The 19,802-nt window shown below is 73.0% G+C and carries 14 protein-coding genes; 6 read left to right on the forward strand and 8 right to left on the reverse strand.

Annotation, left to right across the window (positions count from 1 at the left end; translation table 11 throughout):
* Positions 1-86: 86 nt before the first annotated feature.
* A complete protein-coding gene (locus WMF43_RS16245) occupies positions 87-3,812 on the forward strand; it encodes a protein kinase domain-containing protein (RefSeq protein WP_437681284.1) in 3,726 nt (1,241 codons plus the stop codon).
* Between the two features lie 12 nt (positions 3,813-3,824).
* Here the strand turns inward: WMF43_RS16245 and WMF43_RS16250 are convergent, their stop codons facing one another.
* Positions 3,825-5,825, reverse strand: coding sequence for a PAS domain S-box protein (locus tag WMF43_RS16250; protein WP_437681285.1), 2,001 nt, complete (start codon positions 5,823-5,825; stop codon positions 3,825-3,827).
* 438 nt (positions 5,826-6,263) lie between these two features.
* On the opposite strand from WMF43_RS16250, the gene WMF43_RS16255 reads away from it, so the two are divergent.
* Positions 6,264-6,956: a hypothetical protein gene (locus tag WMF43_RS16255; protein WP_437681286.1), complete on the forward strand. Its 693-nt coding sequence runs from the start codon at positions 6,264-6,266 to the stop codon at positions 6,954-6,956.
* A 126-nt stretch (positions 6,957-7,082) separates the two neighbouring features.
* On the opposite strand, the gene WMF43_RS16260 is transcribed toward WMF43_RS16255, so the two are convergent.
* Positions 7,083-10,622 (reverse strand): protein kinase domain-containing protein, encoded by a 3,540-nt coding sequence (locus WMF43_RS16260; protein ID WP_437681287.1) that lies wholly within the window; start codon positions 10,620-10,622, stop codon positions 7,083-7,085.
* A 116-nt stretch (positions 10,623-10,738) separates the two neighbouring features.
* On the opposite strand from WMF43_RS16260, the gene WMF43_RS16265 reads away from it, so the two are divergent.
* The 4 genes from WMF43_RS16265 (at position 10,739) to WMF43_RS16280 (ending at position 13,264) form a co-directional block, all read left to right on the forward strand.
* Positions 10,739-10,990 (forward strand): MoaD/ThiS family protein, encoded by a 252-nt coding sequence (locus tag WMF43_RS16265; RefSeq protein ID WP_234023748.1) that lies wholly within the window; start codon positions 10,739-10,741, stop codon positions 10,988-10,990.
* Positions 10,991-11,010: 20 nt separating this feature from the next.
* Positions 11,011-12,153, forward strand: coding sequence for a GTP 3',8-cyclase MoaA (gene moaA / locus WMF43_RS16270; protein WP_437681288.1), 1,143 nt, complete (start codon positions 11,011-11,013; stop codon positions 12,151-12,153).
* Positions 12,154-12,221: 68 nt separating this feature from the next.
* Positions 12,222-12,734, forward strand: a complete 513-nt coding sequence (moaC, locus tag WMF43_RS16275; protein WP_437681289.1) for a cyclic pyranopterin monophosphate synthase MoaC — start codon at positions 12,222-12,224, stop codon at positions 12,732-12,734.
* The gene (locus WMF43_RS16280; RefSeq protein WP_437681290.1) at positions 12,731-13,264 is read left to right on the forward strand and encodes a molybdenum cofactor biosynthesis protein MoaE; all 534 of its coding nucleotides are present in this window, start codon (positions 12,731-12,733) and stop codon (positions 13,262-13,264) included. Before moaC ends, WMF43_RS16280 begins: the two co-directional genes overlap by 4 nt.
* A 232-nt stretch (positions 13,265-13,496) precedes the next feature.
* Here the strand turns inward: WMF43_RS16280 and phoU are convergent, their stop codons facing one another.
* The 6 genes from phoU to WMF43_RS16310 all read right to left on the reverse strand — a co-directional run bounded on the left by phoU (position 13,497) and on the right by WMF43_RS16310 (position 19,802).
* Positions 13,497-14,234 carry a phosphate signaling complex protein PhoU gene (gene phoU / locus WMF43_RS16285; RefSeq protein ID WP_437681291.1) on the reverse strand — a complete coding sequence of 246 codons (738 nt, stop codon included), beginning with the start codon at positions 14,232-14,234 and terminating at the stop codon, positions 13,497-13,499.
* Between the two features lie 16 nt (positions 14,235-14,250).
* Positions 14,251-15,111 (reverse strand): phosphate ABC transporter ATP-binding protein PstB, encoded by an 861-nt coding sequence (pstB, locus tag WMF43_RS16290; RefSeq protein ID WP_437681292.1) that lies wholly within the window; start codon positions 15,109-15,111, stop codon positions 14,251-14,253.
* An 11-nt stretch (positions 15,112-15,122) separates the two neighbouring features.
* Entirely contained in the window at positions 15,123-16,043 is a 921-nt protein-coding gene (pstA, locus tag WMF43_RS16295) for a phosphate ABC transporter permease PstA (protein WP_437681293.1), read from the reverse strand.
* Entirely contained in the window at positions 16,040-17,023 is a 984-nt protein-coding gene (pstC, locus tag WMF43_RS16300; protein ID WP_437681294.1) for a phosphate ABC transporter permease subunit PstC, read from the reverse strand. The genes pstA and pstC overlap by 4 nt, the downstream gene beginning before the upstream one ends.
* Positions 17,024-17,099: 76 nt before the next feature.
* Entirely contained in the window at positions 17,100-18,209 is a 1,110-nt protein-coding gene (pstS, locus tag WMF43_RS16305; RefSeq protein ID WP_437681295.1) for a phosphate ABC transporter substrate-binding protein PstS, read from the reverse strand.
* 87 nt (positions 18,210-18,296) lie between these two features.
* Complete coding sequence (locus WMF43_RS16310) at positions 18,297-19,802, reverse strand: ATP-binding protein (protein WP_437681296.1); 1,506 nt, start codon at positions 19,800-19,802, stop codon at positions 18,297-18,299.

Consider the following 19,802-nt stretch of genomic DNA (forward strand, 5'->3'; position numbering starts at 1 on the left):
GAGCCCTCCACGTCCCGGGTTCCCCGCGCCTCCGCCCGCCGCTGCCTCCTTGCTCGTGGTTCGCCGCAACAGGTAGCCTAGGTAACGTGCAGGCCAGCGACCCGTTCGGCTGGGTAGGGTCGATCATCGACGGCCAGTTCGCTGTCGAGGCGCTGGCGGGCGAGGGAGCGTTCGGCGTCGTCTACCGGGGGAGGCACCTCGGCTTCGACGCGCCGATCGCGGTCAAGTGCCTCAAGATCCCGACGGGCCTGAGCCCCGACCAGCAGGACGCCTTCCTCGCCAAGTTCCGCGAGGAGGCGCGCCTGCTCCACCAGCTCTCGCGCCGCACCATGGGCATCGTCCAGGCGCTCGACATCGGCGCCGCCGCCGCGCCGAAGGGGCCGTGGACGCCGTACATCGTCATGGAGTGGCTCGACGGCGAGACCCTCGAGCAGGACCTCAAGCGCCGCCGCGCCGAGAGCCTCCCGCCGAGGAGCCTCGGCGAGGCGATCCGGCTGCTCGCGCCGGTCGCCTCCGCGCTCGCCGTCGCCCACGACGAGAACGTCTCCCACCGCGACGTGAAGCCGGCCAACCTGTTCCTCGCCGGCGACCGCATGAAGGTGCTCGACTTCGGCCTCGCCAAGGTCTTCTCCGAGACGCCGACCTTCGCCGAGGCGCTCGTCCAGACCGGACGAACGTTCCGCGCGTTCACGCCGCAGTACGGCGCGCCGGAGCAGTTCAGCCCGCGGTTCGGCGCGACCGGGCCGTGGACCGACGTCTACGCGATGGCGCTCATCCTGATCGAGGTCGCCAGCGGCCAGCCCGCGCTCTCGGGCGGCGACGTCATCCAGCTCTTCGTGGCGTCGAGCGACGAGGCGGTGCGGCCGAGCCTCCGCGGCCGCGGGGTGAACGCGAGCGTCGAGGTCGAGGCGGTCGTCGGCCGCGCGCTCGCGATCAGCCCCTCGCAGCGGTTCCACAGCCTCGGCGCGATGTGGGCCGCCCTGGAGACCGCGCACCGCGCCAGCGTGTTCGAGGTGTCGCGCGACACCCTGCGCGCGCCCGCGTTCGGCGCGGACGGCCCCGCCCTCGCGGCGCGCGGCGAGGGCGACGAGCTCGACGACGACGGGCTGCTCGACTTCCGCGCCCTGCACGTGCCGCCGCTGCCGCCGCCGCCGCCGCTCTCGGTGCCGCCGCCGTCGCTGCCGCCGCCGCCGCCCTCGAGGCCGTCGCGCTGGGGTCCGGAGAGCAGCGGCGTGCGGGGGACGATGAGCCCCGAGCGCGGCTCGCTGGGCCCGGAGCGCGGCTCGCTGGGCCCCGAGCGCGGCTCGCTGGGCCCGGAGCGCGGCTCGCTGGGTCCCGAGCGCGGCTCGCTGGGCCCCGAGCGCGGCTCGATGCGGAGCCGCGCCATGGTGCCGTTCGAGGGCGGCGAGCACCGGGTCTGCACCGTCCTGTTCGCCGATCTGTCCGAGGCCACCGGGCTCTCGTGGCGGCTCGACCCGGAGGACGTGAAGGACGTCGTCGACCGCTGTTACCGGGCGCTCGCCGAGCACATCGAGCAGATGCACGGGATCGTCGAGCGGCCCATCGGCGGGCGCGTGATGGCCGTCTTCGGCGTCCCTCGCTCGACCGACAACGACGCCGAGCGGGCGATCGTCGCGGCGCTCGGGGCGCAGGCCGCGATCGAGCGCCTCGCGCTGCCGCGCGCGGCCCGATCGATCCGCGTCTCGGTGCGCATCGGGATCACGACGGGGCGGGTCTTCGTCGGCACCGGCGGCTCGGCGCGCCAGGATCTCGCGGTGATCGGCGACGCCGTGGACGGCGCCGCCCGCCTCCAGCAGCTCGCGCCGCGCGGCTCCGTCGTGATCGGCCGCGACACCCACCGCCTCGTGCTCGGGCGCTTCCGCGTCGAGCCGCTCGAGCCGAGCGCGGGCCGGGCGGCGGCGGCCGGGCCCGAGCCGCCGTCGCGCGGCGCGGCGCTGCCGATCTACCGCGTGCTCGGCGAGGACCCGGCTGGCCGCGCGTTCGCGCCGGCCGAGTTCCACGGGCTCGCGACGCGCTTCGTCGGGCGCGGCGCGGAGATGCAGCGGCTCTGCGACCTCATCGAGACCGCCTTCCACGAGCGGCGGCCGCGGCTCGTCACGCTGGTCGGCGCGCCCGGCGTGGGCCGGACGCGCATGCTCGCCGAGCTCGTCGCGGGCCTCGGCGACGGCGGGTCGGGGACCAGCGCGCCCTCGTCCGGGCGGGCTTCGGCGCCGGGATCCGCGCCGGGCTTCACGTTCGCGCCGCCCGGCGATCTGTTCGTGCTGTCGGCGCAGTGCTCGGCCCTCGCCGGGGAGACGGGCTACGGGCTCGCCGCCGCCGTGGTCCGCCGGTGGTTCGGGATCCTCGAGGCCGATCCCGCCGAGGTCATCCTGCACAAGCTGCGGCGCGGCCTGCGGTGGTTCCGGCTGCGCACCGCGCGCGCCCGCGTCGGGCGCGAGGCCGCCAGCTTCGGGACCAGGGCCGCCGCGCTCGCGGGCGCCTCGCCGATCGCGACCCGGACCTCGTCCGTTCCCCTGAAGGGGCCGATCAGCTCCACCCGGAGCGGGCGCAGGGCGCCCAGCTCGGCCCGGTACGACGAGGACGATCTCGATCCTTCCCCGTCGCTGACGAGGCCGCTGGTCTCGAGCGACCTGGAGGACATCGTCGCCCGGGTGGCGGTCCTCCTCGGCGCGCGGCCCGCGCCGGCCGGGATCGTCGACGCCGCGGCGCGCGGCGGCGTTGCGGCGAGGCGCCGGATCTCCTTCGCGCTCGCGCAGATCGTCGGCTTCGCGCTCGAGCGGACGTCGATGGTGGTCGTCTGCGACGATCTCCAGTGGGCCGACGACGCCACGCTCGAGCTGCTCGAGGAGCTCATGGCGCACGCCGACGGGCTCCCGCTCTGCGTCGTCTGCGCGGCGCGCCCCGAGCTCTACGAGCGGCGCCCGGACTGGGGGATGGGCAAGGAGGCGTACCTCCGCCTCGACGCGGCCCCGCTCGCGCGGCGGCACACCGAGGAGATGATCCGGGACCGGCTCCGCCGCGTCCCCGACCTCTCGCCCGAGCTCGTGCGCCTGCTCGCCGAGCGCGCCGAGGGCAACCCGCGCACGCTGGAGGAGATGCTCCAGCTCCTCGTGGACGCCGGCGCCATCGAGGCGCAGGGGGACGTGTGGCGCATCCGCGAGGAAGCGCTCGGCACGCTGAGCCTGCCGCCGACGGTGCTGGGCGTCGTCCAGGCCCGCCTCGACCGGCTGGACGCGGATGCGCGCGGCGTGCTCGCCCAGGCCGCCGTCGTCGGCAGGACGTTCTGGGAGGGCGCGATCGAGCGGCTCCGGAGCGACGCGCCGCAGGGGCGCTCGCCGATGACGAGCGAACGCCTGCTCGCGGAGCTCCAGGACCTCGATCCGCCGTTCTCGGTGCGCCACGGGGGCGGCACGTCCACGGCCGAGCTGCTCGCGCGCCTGTGCGAGCGGCAGCTGATCCGGCTCCGCTCGCCGGCGCAGTTCCCGGGCGAACGCGAGTACGTGTTCACGGAGCAGGCGACGTGCGAGGTCGCCTACGAGATGTTGAGCCTCAAGGTCCGGCGGCGGATCCACCTCCTCGTCGCCGATTGGCTCGAGCAGCGGGCCGCGGGCGACGCGGGCGCGGCGCTCCTGGCCTACCACTACGACCGGGGCGGCGATCTCCGGGCGGCGGCGGCGGCGTACGCCCGCGCCGCGGCGCACGCCGCCGCGGTCGGCGAGGGCGCCGAGGCGCTGCGCCACGAGGCGCGGGCGCGGCAGCTCACGGACGAGAGCGAGGCCGACGAGGCCTAGCTGCGCCTGCGCCTAGCTGCGCCCTCCGCGCGCCCTCGGGAGCCGCGCGCCGGACACGAGCAGCGCGTGGCGCAGGGCGTGCTCCAGCTCGCCGAAGGTCTCGAACGTCCGTGTGTCGCCGCCGAGCTCCACGATGGCCCGCGCGACCGCCGGGGAGATGCCCGAGAGGAGGCAGCGGCTGCCGAGCAGGCTCGCGGCGCGGGCCACCTGGAGCAGGTGATCGACCGTCGGCGCGTCCACGTCCTCCACGCCGGTGAGGTCGAGCACCGCGAAGTGCGCCTGCGTGCGGACGATGTCGCCGAGCAGCTTCTCCATGATCTGCGTGGCCCGGGCGCCGTCGAGCGCGCCGATGATCGGCAGCACGAGCACGCCCTCCCACGCCTTGATGATCGGCGTCGACAGCGCGCGGATCGCCTCCTGCTGCTGGCGCAGGACGCTCGCGGTCCGCTCGCGCTCGGCGTTCTCCTCGGCGAGCATCCGGTTCTTGCCCTCGAGCTCCTCGGCGTACGCCTCGAGGCGCTCGATCGACTGGCGCAGCTGGTCCTCGAGCCGCTTGCGATCGGTGGTGTCCCGCATCGTCACGGCGACGCCGTCCTGGATCGGCACCACCTGGTGGTGCACCCAGGTGCGCGGGCGCGCCGCGTCGGCGGGCGCGGGCAGGAGCACCTCCTCCTCGAGCGCCGCGCCCTTCCTGACGACGCGCAGGCACTTCTCGAGGAGGACGTCGGCCTCCAGCGAGTGGTCGAGCTCCGAGAGCCGCTTGCCGAGCAGCTCCTCGCGCGGCATCGCGAGCATCGCCGCGGCGCGCGCGTTGAGCCCGGTGATCACGAGGTCGGCGACCTCCTCGCTCTCGTCGCGCCGGGAGGTCATCGTGAGGAACGCGTCCATGCTGGCCTCTACGGCCGCGTGGAACCGCGCCTCGCTCTCCCGGCGCTGCTCCTCGGCGCGACGGCGCTCGGTGATGTTCTCGGTCACGACGAGCACGTTCGTGACCTCGCCGTCGCCGCCGATCGCGCTCAGGTGGTGCGCGTACCACGCCCGCCCGCCGTTCGCCCCGACGCCGACCACCTCGAAGTGCGCCCGGCCGCCCGTCTGGAGCACGGCCTGGATCGCCTGCCGCACGGCGTCGTGGTGCTCCGGCGGCGTGAAGTCGTAGAAGCTCCGGCCGAGGAAGCTCTCCTGCCGCACCCCTGGGGGCGGCCGGTTCGCGGAGACGACGCGCGCGTCCTTGTCGACGACGGTCAGGTAGTACGGGATGCCCTCGTAGAGGGCGCGCATCTTCTCTTCCGACTCACGGAGCGCCAGCTCGGCCGCCTTGCGCCGCGTCACGTCGCGCGCGACGAAGTAGACGACGCCCTCGTCGAGCGCGAGCATCGCGTTCCACTCGAGCCACCGGTGCGAGCCGTCCTTGCAGAGGAAGCGGTTCTCGTAGGTGAGCGCCTGCGCGCCGGTCGAGAAGGTGTCCGTCTCCGAGAGCGTGCGCGCCTTGTCCTCGGGGTGGATGAACTCGACGTACGGCCGCGACATCAGCTCCTCGCGGCTGAAGCCGAGCGTGCGCTCCCACGAGGGGCTGAGCTCCTTGAAGCGCCCGTCGAGCGTCGCGATCCCGAGCATGTCGACGGCGAGCGCGTAGAGCCGCCGCTGCTCCTTGTCCTCCTCGCGCACGAGCGCGCGCAGGATCGGCCTCCCCCCGTCCGGGAGGGCGAGGCGCGCGAGCTGCGTGTCGGCCTGGATGACGCCCCCGCCCGGCCGCCGGTAGACCCAGCGAAACCGCTGCGGCAGCCCGCGGCCCGCGGCGTCGATCCGCTGCCGCAGCCCCTCCGCGGAGGCCTGCCCGTCCGGCTGCTGGAGCGGCGAGAGGCTCGCGAGATCGCGCCCCGTGAGCGCCCCCGCGGCCCCCGCGAGCAGCCGCGTCGCGCTCGTGTTCGCGTCGATCACGCGGCCGTCCTCGAGGAGCAGGAGCGCGTCCTCGGCCGCCTCGAACGCGGCGCGGTAGAGATCGCGCTGGCTCATCGTCGGCCCCGCCTGCGGCGAGGAGCGCCGCGCTGCCGGGTTGTCCTCTCGAGCTCGATCGTCAATCAGCACCTCAGAGCGGCCGCCGGCACCCCCGCTCTGTCGCTGCCGCAGCCCGCCACTATGCAGGAACCCTCGGGGGAGATCGAGGACCACGCGCCAGCGGGCGCGCGGCGTCCGTGTGGCGCGCGGCGTCCGCCGCCGGCTCGCGTCATTCGCGGCGTTTGTTGCGCCCGCCACACGCCGGCCGCATCTGTCCTCGACGCGAGCCGCCGCTGTCGTGTTCGCCGGTCATCGCGAGGGGCGCGCGGCTTGCGCGGCGTGCGTCGCCCGTGTGCTGCCCCGTGGACGTCGTGGTAGCGTCGTCCTCGTGTCGCAGCGGTTTCTTCCTGCACGGCCTGCCGGTGAGCGCGTTCTGCGGGGCGCGGGGGGCGCGCGATGATCTCGGAGGCGTGTGGGCTCTGTGCCTGGCCGGAGACCCTCGGGGTCGAGGACGTGCAGCGGCACAAGGGCGCGCTCATCGACGTGGCGCTCAGGATGCGCGCCGAGGGCAAGGAGCCGCTCGCGCGCGTGGCCTTCCGGGGCGCGCTCTACTGGCAGCGCTGGCTCCTCGCGAAGGAGCCGGGCCTGCACGAGGAGGCGCGCGTCGTCTCCGGCCTCGAGTTCGCGCGCGAGGCCGGCGACTGGAAGGAGGCCGATCGCCTCATCGCCCACGCCGACGCGTCGAGCGCGCTCGCCGAGCTGCCGTTCGTCGAGCACTGGAAGAAGCTCATCGCGCAGCACTTGCCGGAGCAGGTCAGCGACGAGCACGAGCTGGAGGAGGCCTTCCAGGAGTTCCGCAAGCACCCGAGCGAGGAGGCCGCGGAGAAGGTGAGGAGCTGCGCGACGAGCATCGCGCCGCTCGGCTCGCCGGTCCCGGTGCACACGATCCTCGCGCGGGTCGCGACGGATCTCGGTCAGACCGACGAGGCCGAGTTCCACCTCGCCGCGCTCGTGGTCTGCCGCCCCCTCTGGATCCCCTACGTGGTGCAGCTGGCCGAGCACCAGGCGAAGCTCGATCTCCCGCGTGCCCTCCGCTCGATCGAGGCCGCCCGCTGCCTCTTCGGTCCCGACTTCTGGCTCCCTCTCTGAGCGGCGGTCACCCGCACAGGAGACGGGTCCAGATCGGCGTTTTCGGCGCGCAAGCGCACGAAAGGGCGCTGAGCACCGAAAACGCCGAGATGGGCCCGTATCCGAAGCGGGTGACCGTCGCTCGCGTCAGGCGCTGGCCGCGAGCGTGCGCATCCAGCCGCTGATCCGCGTGCCCGCCGGCTTGGGCCAGCCCATCTTCGCGAACCGCTCGAGGAGCTGCGGCGTGTGGTCGCCGGTCCGGCTGTCCTTGAAGGACGCCCGCGCCGCGTCGAGCTCCCGGGCCGCCTCGTGGAACCGCCCCTCGTGGTACGCGAGCCACGCGAGCGTCAGGTGCCGGTGCTGCCGCGGCTCCGCCTCCGCGAGCGCCACCGCCTCGCACGCCACGAGGTGCTCGCGCGCCTGCTCCGCGTCCCCGCGGTGGAGCGCGATCTGCGCGAAGAGCAGCCGCGCCTCGACGAGCCCCCACGGGTCCGCCAGCGTCTCGTAGAGCCTGCCGGCCGCGAGCGCGTGCTCCTCGGCGAGCTCCGGCGCGCCCGCGTCGAGCGCCACCATCGAGAGGAGCCGCTCGCACCCCGCCTCGCCGCGCGGGTTCGCGAGATCCCGGAAGCTCTGCCGCGCCGCGATCGCGCCCGCGCGCGCCGCCTCGAAGCGGCCGAGGCGGTGCTCCACGTGCGAGAGCGTCAGGTCGCACTGCGCGAGCCCGAGCCGGTAGCCGATCCCGTCGAAGTCGGCGCGCGCCGTCGTGAGCAGCGCCCGCGCCGCCTCGGAGAGGGCCCCGGCCTGCTCGACCATGCTCTGGAGCAGCAGGCACTGCGCCCGGCCGAGGCGATCGCCGACCTCGAGGAACCGCGCCTCCCCCGACGCGAGCACCGCCCGCGCCCGCGCGTGCTCGCCGAGCTGGAAGTCGATCTCCCCGAGCAGCACCTCGCACTGCGCCTGCCCGTGCCGGTGGCCGATCTCGTCGAAGATCGCGTGCGCGCGCGCCACGAGCCGCCGCCCCTGCGCCTCCGCGCCGACGTCCGACGCGATGTGCCCGAGCAGGCGCAGGCAGTGCGCCTGGTTCTCCCGGTCGCCGGCGTGCTCGAAGATGCGCCGCGCCTCCTCCGCGTCGCGCCGCGCCTCGTCGAGCCTGCCCGCCAGCCGCAGCGCCTCGGACCGGAAGCGCAGCTGCGTCCCGAGCCGCGTCCCGGTCAGCACGGGCCGCGACTCCACGCCGCCCCGGAGGCCCGGCCGCGAGTCGCTGCCGCCCGGCAGCTTGCCGTCGAGCACCGCGAGGTCGCGCAGCGTCGCCGAGATGTCGCGCGAGCTCTGCCAGTGCGCCGCCACGTGCGCGTGCATGAGCTCCGCCGCCTCGTCGGTGTCGCCCGCGCGCAGCAGGTTGACCACGCGGTGCCGGAGGATGCGGCGGCTCGACGCCGCCGGGTGCGCCCCGAGCGCGTCGGCGGCGGCGCGGAACACGCGGGCGGCGTCCGGCTCGAGGAACAGCTGCGAGAGGAGGTGCTCCTGGAGCAGCGCGTGCGGCCAGCGCAGGCGGTCGCCCACGGCGAGCAGGATCTGCGCGCGCTGCATCGCCGCGATCGCGCGGTCCGCGGGCACGTCGAGCGCCTCGAGCAGCGCGCGCAGGATCTCGCGCCGGATGTCGCCGCCGAGCGCCGCGGCGGCGCGCGCGCCGCACCGGAGCTCCGCGGGCAGCGCCGCGAGCCGCTCCTCCCAGAGGTCGGCGGTCGTCGACGCCTGCACGGCCATCGACGCCCGCGGCACGAAGTACTTGCCCGCGCGGAGCTGGAGGTGGCCGCCGCCGGCCCACGCGTGGAGCAGCTGCAGCGCGAAGAGCGGGTTCCCCTTGCTCCGGGCCGTCGCCGCCTCGGCCGCCGCGTCGTCGAGCGGCAGCGTCTCCCGGAGCAGCGCGTGCGTCTGCACGGGGTTCAGCGGCGCGACGTCGAGCCGCTCCCCGCCGTACGCCGCGAGCGCGCCCTCGACCCGCCGCGCCGCCACCGGATCGCACTCGACCGCCTCGCTCCGCACGGTCGCCACGACGAGCAGCCCGAGGTTCGGCGCGTCGCGGTGGAGCGTGAGCAGCCCCTCGAACGTCGTCGACGACGCGTAGTGCAGGTCGTCGAGCCAGAGCAGCACCGGCCGATCGCGGCCGATCCGCTCCAGGGTCTTGCGGATGATCAGCCAGCGGAGCTCGGGGCGGTCCAGCCGGAAGCGCTTCCCTGTCGGCCCGACCGCCTCGCTCCCCGGGGGCGACGGCCTGATCCACTCGCCCGTCGCCGCGACCCACGTCTTGCCGACCTCGTCCTCGGGCGGGATCTCCCAGAGGTTCATCAGCACCTTCTCGACGATCTCGCGCTCGGCCCGCTCCAGCCGGTAGTGCTGGGTGACCGCGCCGAGCACGCCGTCGAGCGGCGCCGCGATCCGCCGGTAGCGCGCGCGCAGCGGCACCATGAGCGCCCGCTCGTGGACCTCCTCGCAGAGCCACTCGGCGAGCCGGCTCTTGCCGACGCCGGCCTCGCCCGCGAGCAGGATGAACCGGTGCATCGGCTTCGGGGCGTCGACCATCTCGGCCACGACCTCCATGAGGCGCGCGCGCTCGCCGGTGCGCGCGACGAACGGGCTCGGCCGGAGCGCGAGCAGCCCGGTCGTCGTCACCGACGGCGGCGGGTCCTCGTCTGGAGGCTCGCAGAGCTCGGGCGTGAGCAGCTCCTTGCGGCTCGGCGGCAGCCGGCCGCTCGTCAGGAGCGCGACCGGCAGCGGCGTGGCGGCCGCGTTGCTGCGCGGCTCGAAGCGCTTCCAGACCCGCCGCGCGTCGCCCGCGAAATCGAACCTGTGCCACGGCCGCTTCGCGAGCAGCCGCTTCGCGAATTTCGCGACGTCGCCGGGCACGCCCGGCGGCAGCGGCAGATCCGGGATCGGCGCGCTCCGGTGCTGCTGGAGGAGCTCGTCGTTCGTGCCGTCGTAGACCTCGCCGCCGGCGAGCAGGGCGTACAGGATGCAGCCGAGCGCGTAGAGGTCCGTCGGCGGCCCGACGTGCGGCGCCGCGAAGCGGATCTGCTCCGGCGCCATCCACCCCGGGGTGCCGGCGCCCCAGCGCACGGTCGGCTCGCTCGCCCGCGAGCCGTCGAGCCGGTGGTCGACCCGGTCCTGGATCAGCCAGGCGAGCCCGAGGTCGAGCACGTGCACGAGGGGCGGCTCGCCGCCGTGCTGCACATCGACGAGGACGTTCGAGGGCTTGAGGTCCCCGTGGATCACGCCCCGCGCGTGCGCGTGTGCGAGCGCGCCGAGGACCTGATCGATGACGCTCCAGATGATCGGCCAGGGCAGCGGCTCCTCGAGCCGGGCGAGGTAGAGCCACTCGTGGAGCGACCGCCCCGGGACGGCGTCCATGACGAGGTAGGGCGTCCCGTTGCTGAGGGTCCCGAAGTCGCGGGCCTTGACGAGCGCCGGGTGCGAGAGCCCGGCGAGCGCCCGGGCCTCCTCCTGGAACCACCACGCGTCCTCGGGGCGCGCGGCCGCGCCCGGCCGGTCGAGCAGCTTCAGCGCGACGCGCTCGTCGATCACGAGATCGCGGCAGAGATAGACGACCCCCATCCCGCCGCGGCCGAGCTCGCGGCGGACCTGGTAGCGACCGGCCAGGATCGTGCCCGGTAGAAATCCTTCGGACATGGCGGTGAGCGGTCCCGATGATAGCCGTGCCCGCGGGGCCCGGTAGGCTCATCTCGCGTGGGCGTCCGGCCCGAGTTCGCCGTGTCGCGAACCTGGAGGGATGCTAGGTTGCTCTCATGAATGCCGCGGTCCGCGTGCTCGCGTTCGCAGGCGCGAGGGATGTGCTCGGCGCCGGAGAGGTGGCGCTGCCGCTGCCAGGCCCCTGCACGGCGGCGGAGCTCCTGGAGCAGGTCTGCGCACGTTATCCGGGGCTCGTCCCCTACAAGGGCTCGATCCGGGTGGCGGTGAACGGCGTGTATGCGACGCCGAGCGATCCGGTAGGTTTCGGTGACGAGGTGGCCCTCATCCCCCCGGTGGCGGGCGGCTAGGGCAGGTCGAGAGCAGCTCCATGTCGTCTTCTTCGTTCGGCTCGTACGGCTCGTTCGGCCTCGATCCAGCGCGCCCCCCGGGCGAAGCGCCGGCGGAGCGGCGGCGGTCGCTGCCGGTCGTCGGCGGCGGGGTGGGGGGGCGCCGCGCCGCCGCCCTGATCCCGTACCGCGGCGGCGCTCTGGACGCGCCGGCCGCGCACGCGGGGCCCGCGCCGCGGAGCGTGCGCATCTCGGTCACGGATCGCTGCGATTTCGCGTGCACCTACTGCCGCCCGTCGCGCCACGACGGCTACGCCGACGGCCGGCTCATGACGGCGGCCTGGCGCACGATGTTCGAGGCGCTGCGCGACGCTGGCATCCGGCGGGTCCGCCTGACGGGCGGCGAGCCGCTGCTCCACCCCGAGATCGTGTCCATCGTCGCGTGCCTCGCCTCGCTCGGCTTCGAGGATCTGGCCCTGACGACGAACGCCTCGCAGCTCGCGCGGCTCGCCGCGCCGCTGCGGGACGCCGGGCTGCACCGCCTGAACGTCTCGATCGACACGCTCGACCCGCAGCGCTTCCGCGAGGTGACTCGCGGCGGCGAGCTCGCCCGGGTGCTGGACGGGATCAGCGCCGCGATCGCGGCGGGGTTCACGTCGATCAAGCTGAACACCGTCGTCCTGCGGGGCGTGAACGACGACGAGATCGAGCGGATCGCGCTGTGGGCCTGGGAGCGGCGGATGGTCCCGCGGTTCCTCGAGGTGATGCCGATCGCCGAGGGCGCGAGGCTGGTCGGCGAGCACCTCGTCACGGCGGCCGAGATGAGGGCGCGGCTCGCCGCGCACCTCGTCGAGGAGGAGGCGGTCGCCGACCCGGGCCTCGGCCCGGCCCGGTATGTCCGCGCCCGCCGCGACCCGTCGCTCCGCGTCGGGTTCATCACGGGCACGAGCGACACCTTCTGCGAGAGCTGCGATCGCCTGCGCGTCTCGTCGACTGGCGTGCTCCGGCCGTGCCTCGCCACGGAGGATGGCGTCGACGCCTCGCGCGAGGCCAGGGACGGCGACCGGGCGGCGATCGGCCGGCGGCTCGACGAGGCGTGGCGCCTCAAGCCGGACGGCAAGGTCTGGAAGGGCTGCACCGAGGAGACGGCGTCCTCGGTGTCGATCCGCGCGATCGGGGGCTAGCCCGTTCGCGGCGCCGGCGCACGGTTCGGCTTTTGGTCCTTCGGGTCGCCGTGTCAGATTCCGGATCGATGTCGCGAACCCCTGATCGCCCCGAGGGCGAAGCGCTCTCGACCCACCTTTCCCCGAGCGGCGAGGCCCGCATGGTGCCCGTCGAAGGCAAGCCAGTGACGCACCGCCGCGCGGTCGCGTCGGGCGCGGTGCTCATGCGCCCGGAGACGATCGCGCGGGTGGCGCGCGCCGACGCGCCGAAGGGCGACGTGCTCGCCGCGGCGCGGATCGCCGGGATCATGGCGGCGAAGCGCACGCCGGAGCTCATCCCGCTCTGCCACGGGATCGCGCTGACGCACGTCGCGGTCGAGCTCGACGTGGACGAGCCGGGCGCGGCGATCCGGGTGACCGCCGCCGCGGAGGCGCTCGATCGCACCGGGGTCGAGATGGAGGCCATGGTGGCGGTGAGCGCCGCGTGTTTGACGATCTACGACATGCTGAAGGGGATCGATCGCGAGATGGTGATCTCGGACATCAAGCTCCTGGAGAAGAGCGGCGGTCGCTCCGGTCATTTCCAGCGGAGCGCGCCGTGAGCCGGATCCGCACCGAGCCGCTCCGCCTCGACGAGCTCATCGAGGCCGTGTCGCATCCGGGCGCCGGCGGCATCGCCACGTTCCTGGGCGTGGTCCGCGACGTCAACGACGGCCGGGCCGTGTCCCTGCTGGAGTACGAGGCCTACGGGACCATGGCCGAGGCCGAGCTCGAGCGGATCCTCGCCGAGATCGCCGCGGAGATCCCCGGCGTGCGTGTTGCGGCGACCCACCGCGTGGGCGCGCTGCGCGTCGGCGACGTCGCCGTGGCCTGCGCCGCGAGCGCGCCGCACCGAGGCGAGGCGTTCCGGGGTTGCCGCCTGCTCATCGACCAGATCAAGGCGCGCCTGCCGATCTGGAAGCGCGAGCACGGCCCGGACGGCCCCTACTGGGTGGGATGGGAGGACGCCCGCTGCGGCGTCGACGAGCACGGCCACGGGGGCCACGAGCACGGCCACGGCCACGAGCACGGCCACGGCCACGAGCACGGCCACGGCCACGAGCACGGCCACGGCGGATCGTCCTCTCGCTAAAACCTCGTCGACCAGGCTCATCCGTCCCTGAGGACGAGAGGCCTGCCGCGAGGGGGCTCGCCGCGCGGTGCGCGGGACAGGGCGTTGTTTGAGCCCAATGACGCCCTGTCTTCGGCGTGCGAAGCGCGCCGGAGACAGGGCGTCCCGGCGAGTTCGCCCTGTCCCGCGCGCCGCGCGGCGAGCCCCCTCGCGGCAGGCCCCCCCGCTCGGCAAGACCTTAGGCGACGAGCTACTACCGCAGCCGCAGCCGCTCCAGGTCCGGCGGCGGCGGCGTCGTGGAGAGCGGATCGTTCTCCCGCAGGCGGTTGTTGTGCCGGATGTCCGTCCCCTTGACGAGGAAGACGACCGACTCCGCGATGTTCATCGCGTGATCGGCGATCCGCTCGAGGTACTTCGCGATCGACTGGATCCGCGTGGCCCGGTACACGGTGCTCGGGTCGCGGCTCATGGTGAGGAGCACCTCCTGGAAGATCCGGGCGTAGTGCTCGTCGATGACGTCGTCGCGGGTCAGGAGCTGCTTTGCCCGGTCGCAGTCGCGGGCGACCAGCGCGTCGAGCGCCTCGTGCACCACCTCGATCGCCTCGTCCGAGAGGCCCTGCAGCTCGGACGCCGGCGCGAGCGGCGGCTCCTCGTTGAGCTCCTGCACCCGCTCACAGACGTTCACCACCAGATCGCCGATCCGCTCCAGGTCGGTGACGATCTTGAGCGCCGTCGTGACGAAGCGCAGGTCGGAGGCGACGGGCTGGCGCGTCGCCAGGATCCGCATGCAGAGCTCGTCGACCTCGCACTCCAGGCTGTTGATCCGGCGGTCGAGCCGGATGGTCGCCTTGGCGAGCCCCGTGTCGCGCGTCGCGAGCGCGGTCGAGCCCTTCTGGATCATCTCCTCCACCAGGCTGCCCATGAGCAGCAGCTTCTCGCGAAGCGTCCGTAGCTCGTGCTCGTAGACCTTGCTCGTATGCGACGTCGGCATGAAATCCCCGCTCCCCTCAGCCGAACTTGCCGGTGACGTAATCTTCCGTCTTGCTTTCCTTCGGGTTGGTGAAGATCGTCTGTGTCCTGTCGAACTCCACCAAGTCTCCCATGTAGAAGAAAGCCGTGTAGTCAGAGCATCGTGCGGCCTGTTGCATGTTGTGTGTGACGAGCACGCAGGTATAGCGCTCCTTCAGCTCGTCGATGAGCTCCTCGATGCGCGCGGTCGCGATGGGATCGAGCGCCGAGCACGGCTCGTCCAGCAGGATGACCTCCGGCTCGACCGCGAGCACCCGCGCGATGCAGAGCCGCTGCTGCTGGCCGCCGGAGAGCGAGAGCCCGGACTGATCGAGCTTGTCCTTCACCTCGTCCCAGAGCGCCACCTGACGCAGGCACTTCTCGACGAGACCGGTCGGATCCTTGACCGAGATGCCGTTCAGCTTGTGTCCGGCAAGGACGTTCTCGCGGATGGACATCGTGGGGAACGGGTTGGGCTTCTGGAACACCATACCGACGCGGCGGCGCAGTCGAACCGGATCGACAGCCTTGTCATAGATGTTCACGCCGTCAATCATCACAGACCCCTTCGCCGTCGCCCCGGGCACCTGCTCGTGCATCCGGTTGAGACAGCGAAGGAACGTCGACTTGCCGCACCCGGACGGGCCGATCACCGCGGTCACACGGCCGTCCGGGATGTCGAGCGTGATGTCGTGGATAGCGTGGAACTTGTGAAAATAGGCGTTCAGCCGGGTGACGCTGATCTTCGCTGGCGGCGCGTCGGCGTCGGGCTCCGGAGAACGGCGGTCGCTTCCGTCCGCGTCGGCCGGCAGGCGGCGGCTGCTGTTCTCTGCACTGTACGGCCTGTCCAGAGGGCTCATCGAAGGTGCCTTCATCGCGCTTTGACGCTCCGGGACGTGGCTATGCGAGCGATCAGGTTCAGAAAGAAGACGAGGAGGATCAGCACGAGCGCGGCGGTCCAGGCCTCCTGCTGCCACTTCGCGTAGGGCGAGGTCGCGCCGCGCCAGATCTGCACGGGCAGCGACGCGATGGGGCGGTCGACGGCGAAGCTCCAGTACGCCGAGCCGAGCGCCGTGAGCAGCACCGGCGCGGTCTCGCCGGCGATGCGGGCGACGGCGAGCATCACGCCGGTCCCGATGCCCGGCGAGGCCGTCCGGAGCACGACGAGCAGGCTCGTGCGCCACTCCGGGACGCCGAGCGCGAGCGACGCCTCGCGGAGGTGCGCGGGCACCAGCTTGAGCAGCTCCTCCGTCGTCCGGGTCACCGTCGGCAGCATCACGATCGCGAGCGCGACGCCCCCGGCGAGCGCGGAGAAGCGCTTCATCGGGACCACGACCAGCGCGTAGACGAACACGCCGATGGTGATCGACGGGACGCCGCCGAGCACGTCGGCGATGAACCGGATGGCGCTCGCGAGCTTGCCCCGCCCGATCTCGGCCAGGTAGATGCCGGCGAGGATGCCAGTCGGCAGCCCGATGCAGCAGGCGATGCCGATCAGCATGAGCGTGCCGACCACGGCGTTGCCCATGCCGCTGTGCTCCTCGCCGACGGGCTTCGGCAGCTGGGTGAAGAAGTCGACGGAGAGCCCGCTGAGGCCCCGGCCGACGACGTAGATGAAGATCAAAAACAGCGGGATCAGGACGACCACGGCGCTCGCCACGCAGAGCGACGCGAAGAAATGGCTGCGCGCGCGGCGGAGGCGCTCGCCGGGGGCGGGGGCGAGCAGGGTGCGCCGCGCGGCGCGCGGGGCGTCCGACGCGCGCGCGGCGGGGGGGAAGCTCTCGCTGCTCATGCGCGCCGCTCCAGCCGGTTCTTGGTCGAGTTCACGAGCCACCGGGCGAACAGGTTGAGGAGGAGGGCCACCCCGAAGAGCAGCAGCGCGATCTCGGAGAGCGCCGACACGTAGATGTCGCTGGGCGCCTCGACGAACTCGTTCGCGATGACGCTCGCCATCGAGTACCCGGGCTGGAAGATCGACGCGCTCACCTGCGGGCGGTTGCCGATCACCATGGTCACCGCCATCGTCTCGCCGAGCGCCCGGTTGAGCCCGAGGATGATCGCGCCGATGATGCCCGAGCGCGCCGACGGGAGGACCGCGTAGCGGATCGTGTCCCAGGCCGACGCGCCGAGGCCGACCGCCGCCTCGCGGTGCAGCTGGGGGACCGCCTGCATCACCTCGCGCGAGACCGAGGTGATCGTCGGGACGATCATGATCGCGAGGATGACGCCCGCCGCGAACATGCCGAAGCCGAGCGGCGGACCCTCGAAGAGGGGCAGGTAGCCGAAAACCTTGATGATGGGCGGCTGGACCGTGTCCCTGAGCCACGGCACGAGGTTGGCCATGCCCCAGAAGCCGTAGACGACGCTCGGGATCGCCGCGAGCAGCTCGACCATGAAGCCGAGCGGCCGCCGGATCCGGTGGGGGGCCAGGTCCGAGAGGAAGATCGCGAGGCCCAGGGAGACGGGCACCGCGAGCACGATCGCGATCAGCGAGGAGACGACGGTGCCGTAGATGAACGGCAGCGCGCCGAACTCCTCGCGCGCAGGATCCCACACGGTGCTGGTGAGGAACGCGAGGCCGAACTTGTCGAGCGAGAGCTGCGACGACCGGACGAGCTGCAGCACCATCAGCCCCGGCACGGCGAGCACCGTCAGGCCGAACAGCGTCAGGATGGCGCGGAACGCTCGATCCGGGCCGCGCGCGCTGCGTGCCGCGTCGGCCGCGGCCTCGGACGAGGCGGCTTGTTCCAGCGGGACTTCTACCGTGCTCATGGGCTTATCCTGCGCTCCGGGGCGGCGAACGGCACGCCGGCCGCTCGCGCCGCGGGACGTTGTCCTTGGGGGGTTGCTATGGGGCGAGCAGGGGCTTGCCGTCAGGGCCAGCCAGCGAGGCGAGCTTCTTGTTGACCTTCTCCACGACGGCCGCAGGCAGCGGCGCGTAATGGAGATCGTTGGTGAACTTCTGGCCGTCTTGTACCGCCCATTTCAGGAAGCTGGCGAGCACCTTCCCCTTCGCGGCGTCCTTCTGCTCCTGGTACGCGAGGATGTACGTGAAGCCGGCGATGGGATACGCGTCCTCGCCCTCGGCGTTGACGAGCGAGATCCGGAGGTCGTCCGGAATCTTGGCGGCGGCGCCGGAGCCCGCGGCCGTCGTGCTCTCGAGCGACGGGGCCACGAATTTGCCGCTCTGGTTCTTGAGCGAGGCGAACGTGAGCTTGTTCTGCATCGCGTACGCGAGCTCGATGTACCCGATCGACGCCGGCGTGCTCGAGATCAGGGCGGAGACGCCGTCATTGCCCTTGGCGCCGAGGCCACCAGGCCAGTTGACGCTGGTCCCGGTGCCGGGCCCGCTCTTCCACTCCGGGCTCACCGCGCTCAGGTAGTCGACGAAGATCTTGGTCGTCCCGCTGCCGTCCGAGCGGTGGACGGTCGCGATGTCCTTGTCGGGGAGCTTCACGTCCGGGTTCTCCTGCTGGATGGCCGGGTCGTTCCACTTCTTGATCTTCCCGAGGAAGATGTTCGCGGCCGCCTCCGGCGTGAGCTTCAGGCCGGATTGCACGCCCTCGAGGTTGTACGTCAGCACGACCGCGCCGAGGCAGGTCGGCAGGTGCAGGATGCCAGCCGCCTTCGCGAGCTGCTCCTCGGTCATCGGCGCGTCGCTGGCGCCGAAGTCGACGGTCCGCTCGGTGATCTGCCGGATCCCGCCCCCGGAGCCGATGGACTGGTAGTTGATCTTGACCTTGGGGTTGGCTTTCTGGAACTCAGAGATCCATTTGGTATAGAGAGGGTAGGGGAATGTCGCACCTGCGCCCGTGAGGGCGACCTCCCCGTCCGCGGTTGGCTGCGGTGAGGAGCTCTTCCCCGAGCCGGGAAGGGAGCCAGCCTCTTGGGGAGCGTCGGATCGGCCGCATGCGGCGGCCAGGAGGAACATCGCCAGGGTGAGCAGAATTCTAGCCATGCGCCGTAAGGCGTAATCGAATTCTGTGTCGGTTGTGTGTCAGCAGGGTGGAAGGGCGAGTACCGGAATTTCCTGATTCCGTGCGGCTCAGGCGGCGCGCGCGAGGCGGACGGTGAACTGGGTGCCACGGCCGATCGCGCTCTCGACCTCGATCGAGCCGTTCATCAGCTCGACCAGGTGCTTCACGATCGCGAGGCCGAGCCCCGTGCCGCCGAGATCGCGCGAGCGGCCGGCGTCGACGCGGTAGAACCGCTCGAAGATGCGACCCAGGTGGTGGGGCGGGATGCCGGGGCCGTCGTCGGCGACGGCGATCGTCACCTGCTGGTCGACCGAGCGCGCCTTGACCGTGACGTGCGCGCCCTCGCCGGCGTACTTGATGGCGTTGTCGAGCAGGTTCATGAGCACCTGCTCGAGCGCGCGGCGATCGCACCGCGCGGGCGGCAGCGCGGCGGCGTCGACCGTGAGCGTGACCCGGCGCCGGCGCGCCGCCTCGGCGAGCAGCTGCGCTACGTGGTCGATGGCGGGGGCGACGTCGAGCTCCGACAGCGCCAGGCGGAAGCTCTTCGCCTCGATCTTCGAGAGGTCGAGCAGGTCGTCGACGAGGTGGCGGAGGCGCTTCGCGTGCCGGTCGATCACGTCGACGAACTCGGCAGCCTCGTGGGGATCCTGGAGCGCGCCGAGCTGCAGCGTCTCGGCCGCGGTGCTGATCGCGGTGACCGGCGTCCGCAGCTCGTGCGACACGTTGGCGACGAAGTCGGTCCGGATCGTCTCCAGCCGCCGGAGATCGGTGACGTCGTGGAAGACCGCGATGAGGCCCGGCTCGGCGGGCGTCCCGTCGAGATCCGCGGCCATGACGTCGCGCGCGTCGCGTGCGTCACGTGCGTCATGTCCAATGAGCGCCGGGCTCTTGCGGCGCGACACGCGCACGAGCAGCCGCCTCGGCAACGTCCGCCCGAGCTCGACCTCGACGTCGACCGGCTCGTCCCGGCTGCCGGCGAGCTGGATCGCCTCGGTGAGCCGCGCGTTGCGGATCGCCTCGATGACCGAGCGGCCGAGCGCGTCGTCCCCGAGCAGGGCCATCGCGCGCAGCGCCCGGTTGGCGAGCAGGATCCGCCCGTCGCGGTCGAGCACGAGGACGCCCTCGCTCATGCCGTCGAGGATGCCCGCGATGAGGTCGCGCTCCGTCCGGGCCTCCGCGATGGAGCGGGAGAGCTCGCTCGTGAGGTGGTTCAGCGCGCGCGCGAGCTGGCGCAGCTCGCCCGAGCCGCGCAGGGGCGCGCGCGTCGACAGGTCGCCCTCGGACATCGCCAGCGCGAAGCGGGTCAGCCGCCGGATCGGGCGCGTGATGAAGAACGTGGTCGCGGCGCCGACCGAGATGGCGACGACGATCGCGGCGCCCATGCCGATCAGCAGGTGGCGCCGCGAGAGCTGGAGGGCCGCCTCGACGGCCGGGCGCGGGCTGCGCTCCGCGAGCAGCGCCGCCTCCATGTGGCGCGACGCGAGGCGCTCGATCGGGACGCCGGCGACGAGCAGGGCGGCCACCGTCGCTAGGACGAGCTTCGCGCCGATACCGAGCCGCCTCACCGCGATCAT

Source organism: Sorangium sp. So ce131 (assembly GCF_051519095.1).
GTDB lineage: Bacteria > Myxococcota_A > Polyangia > Polyangiales > Polyangiaceae > Sorangium.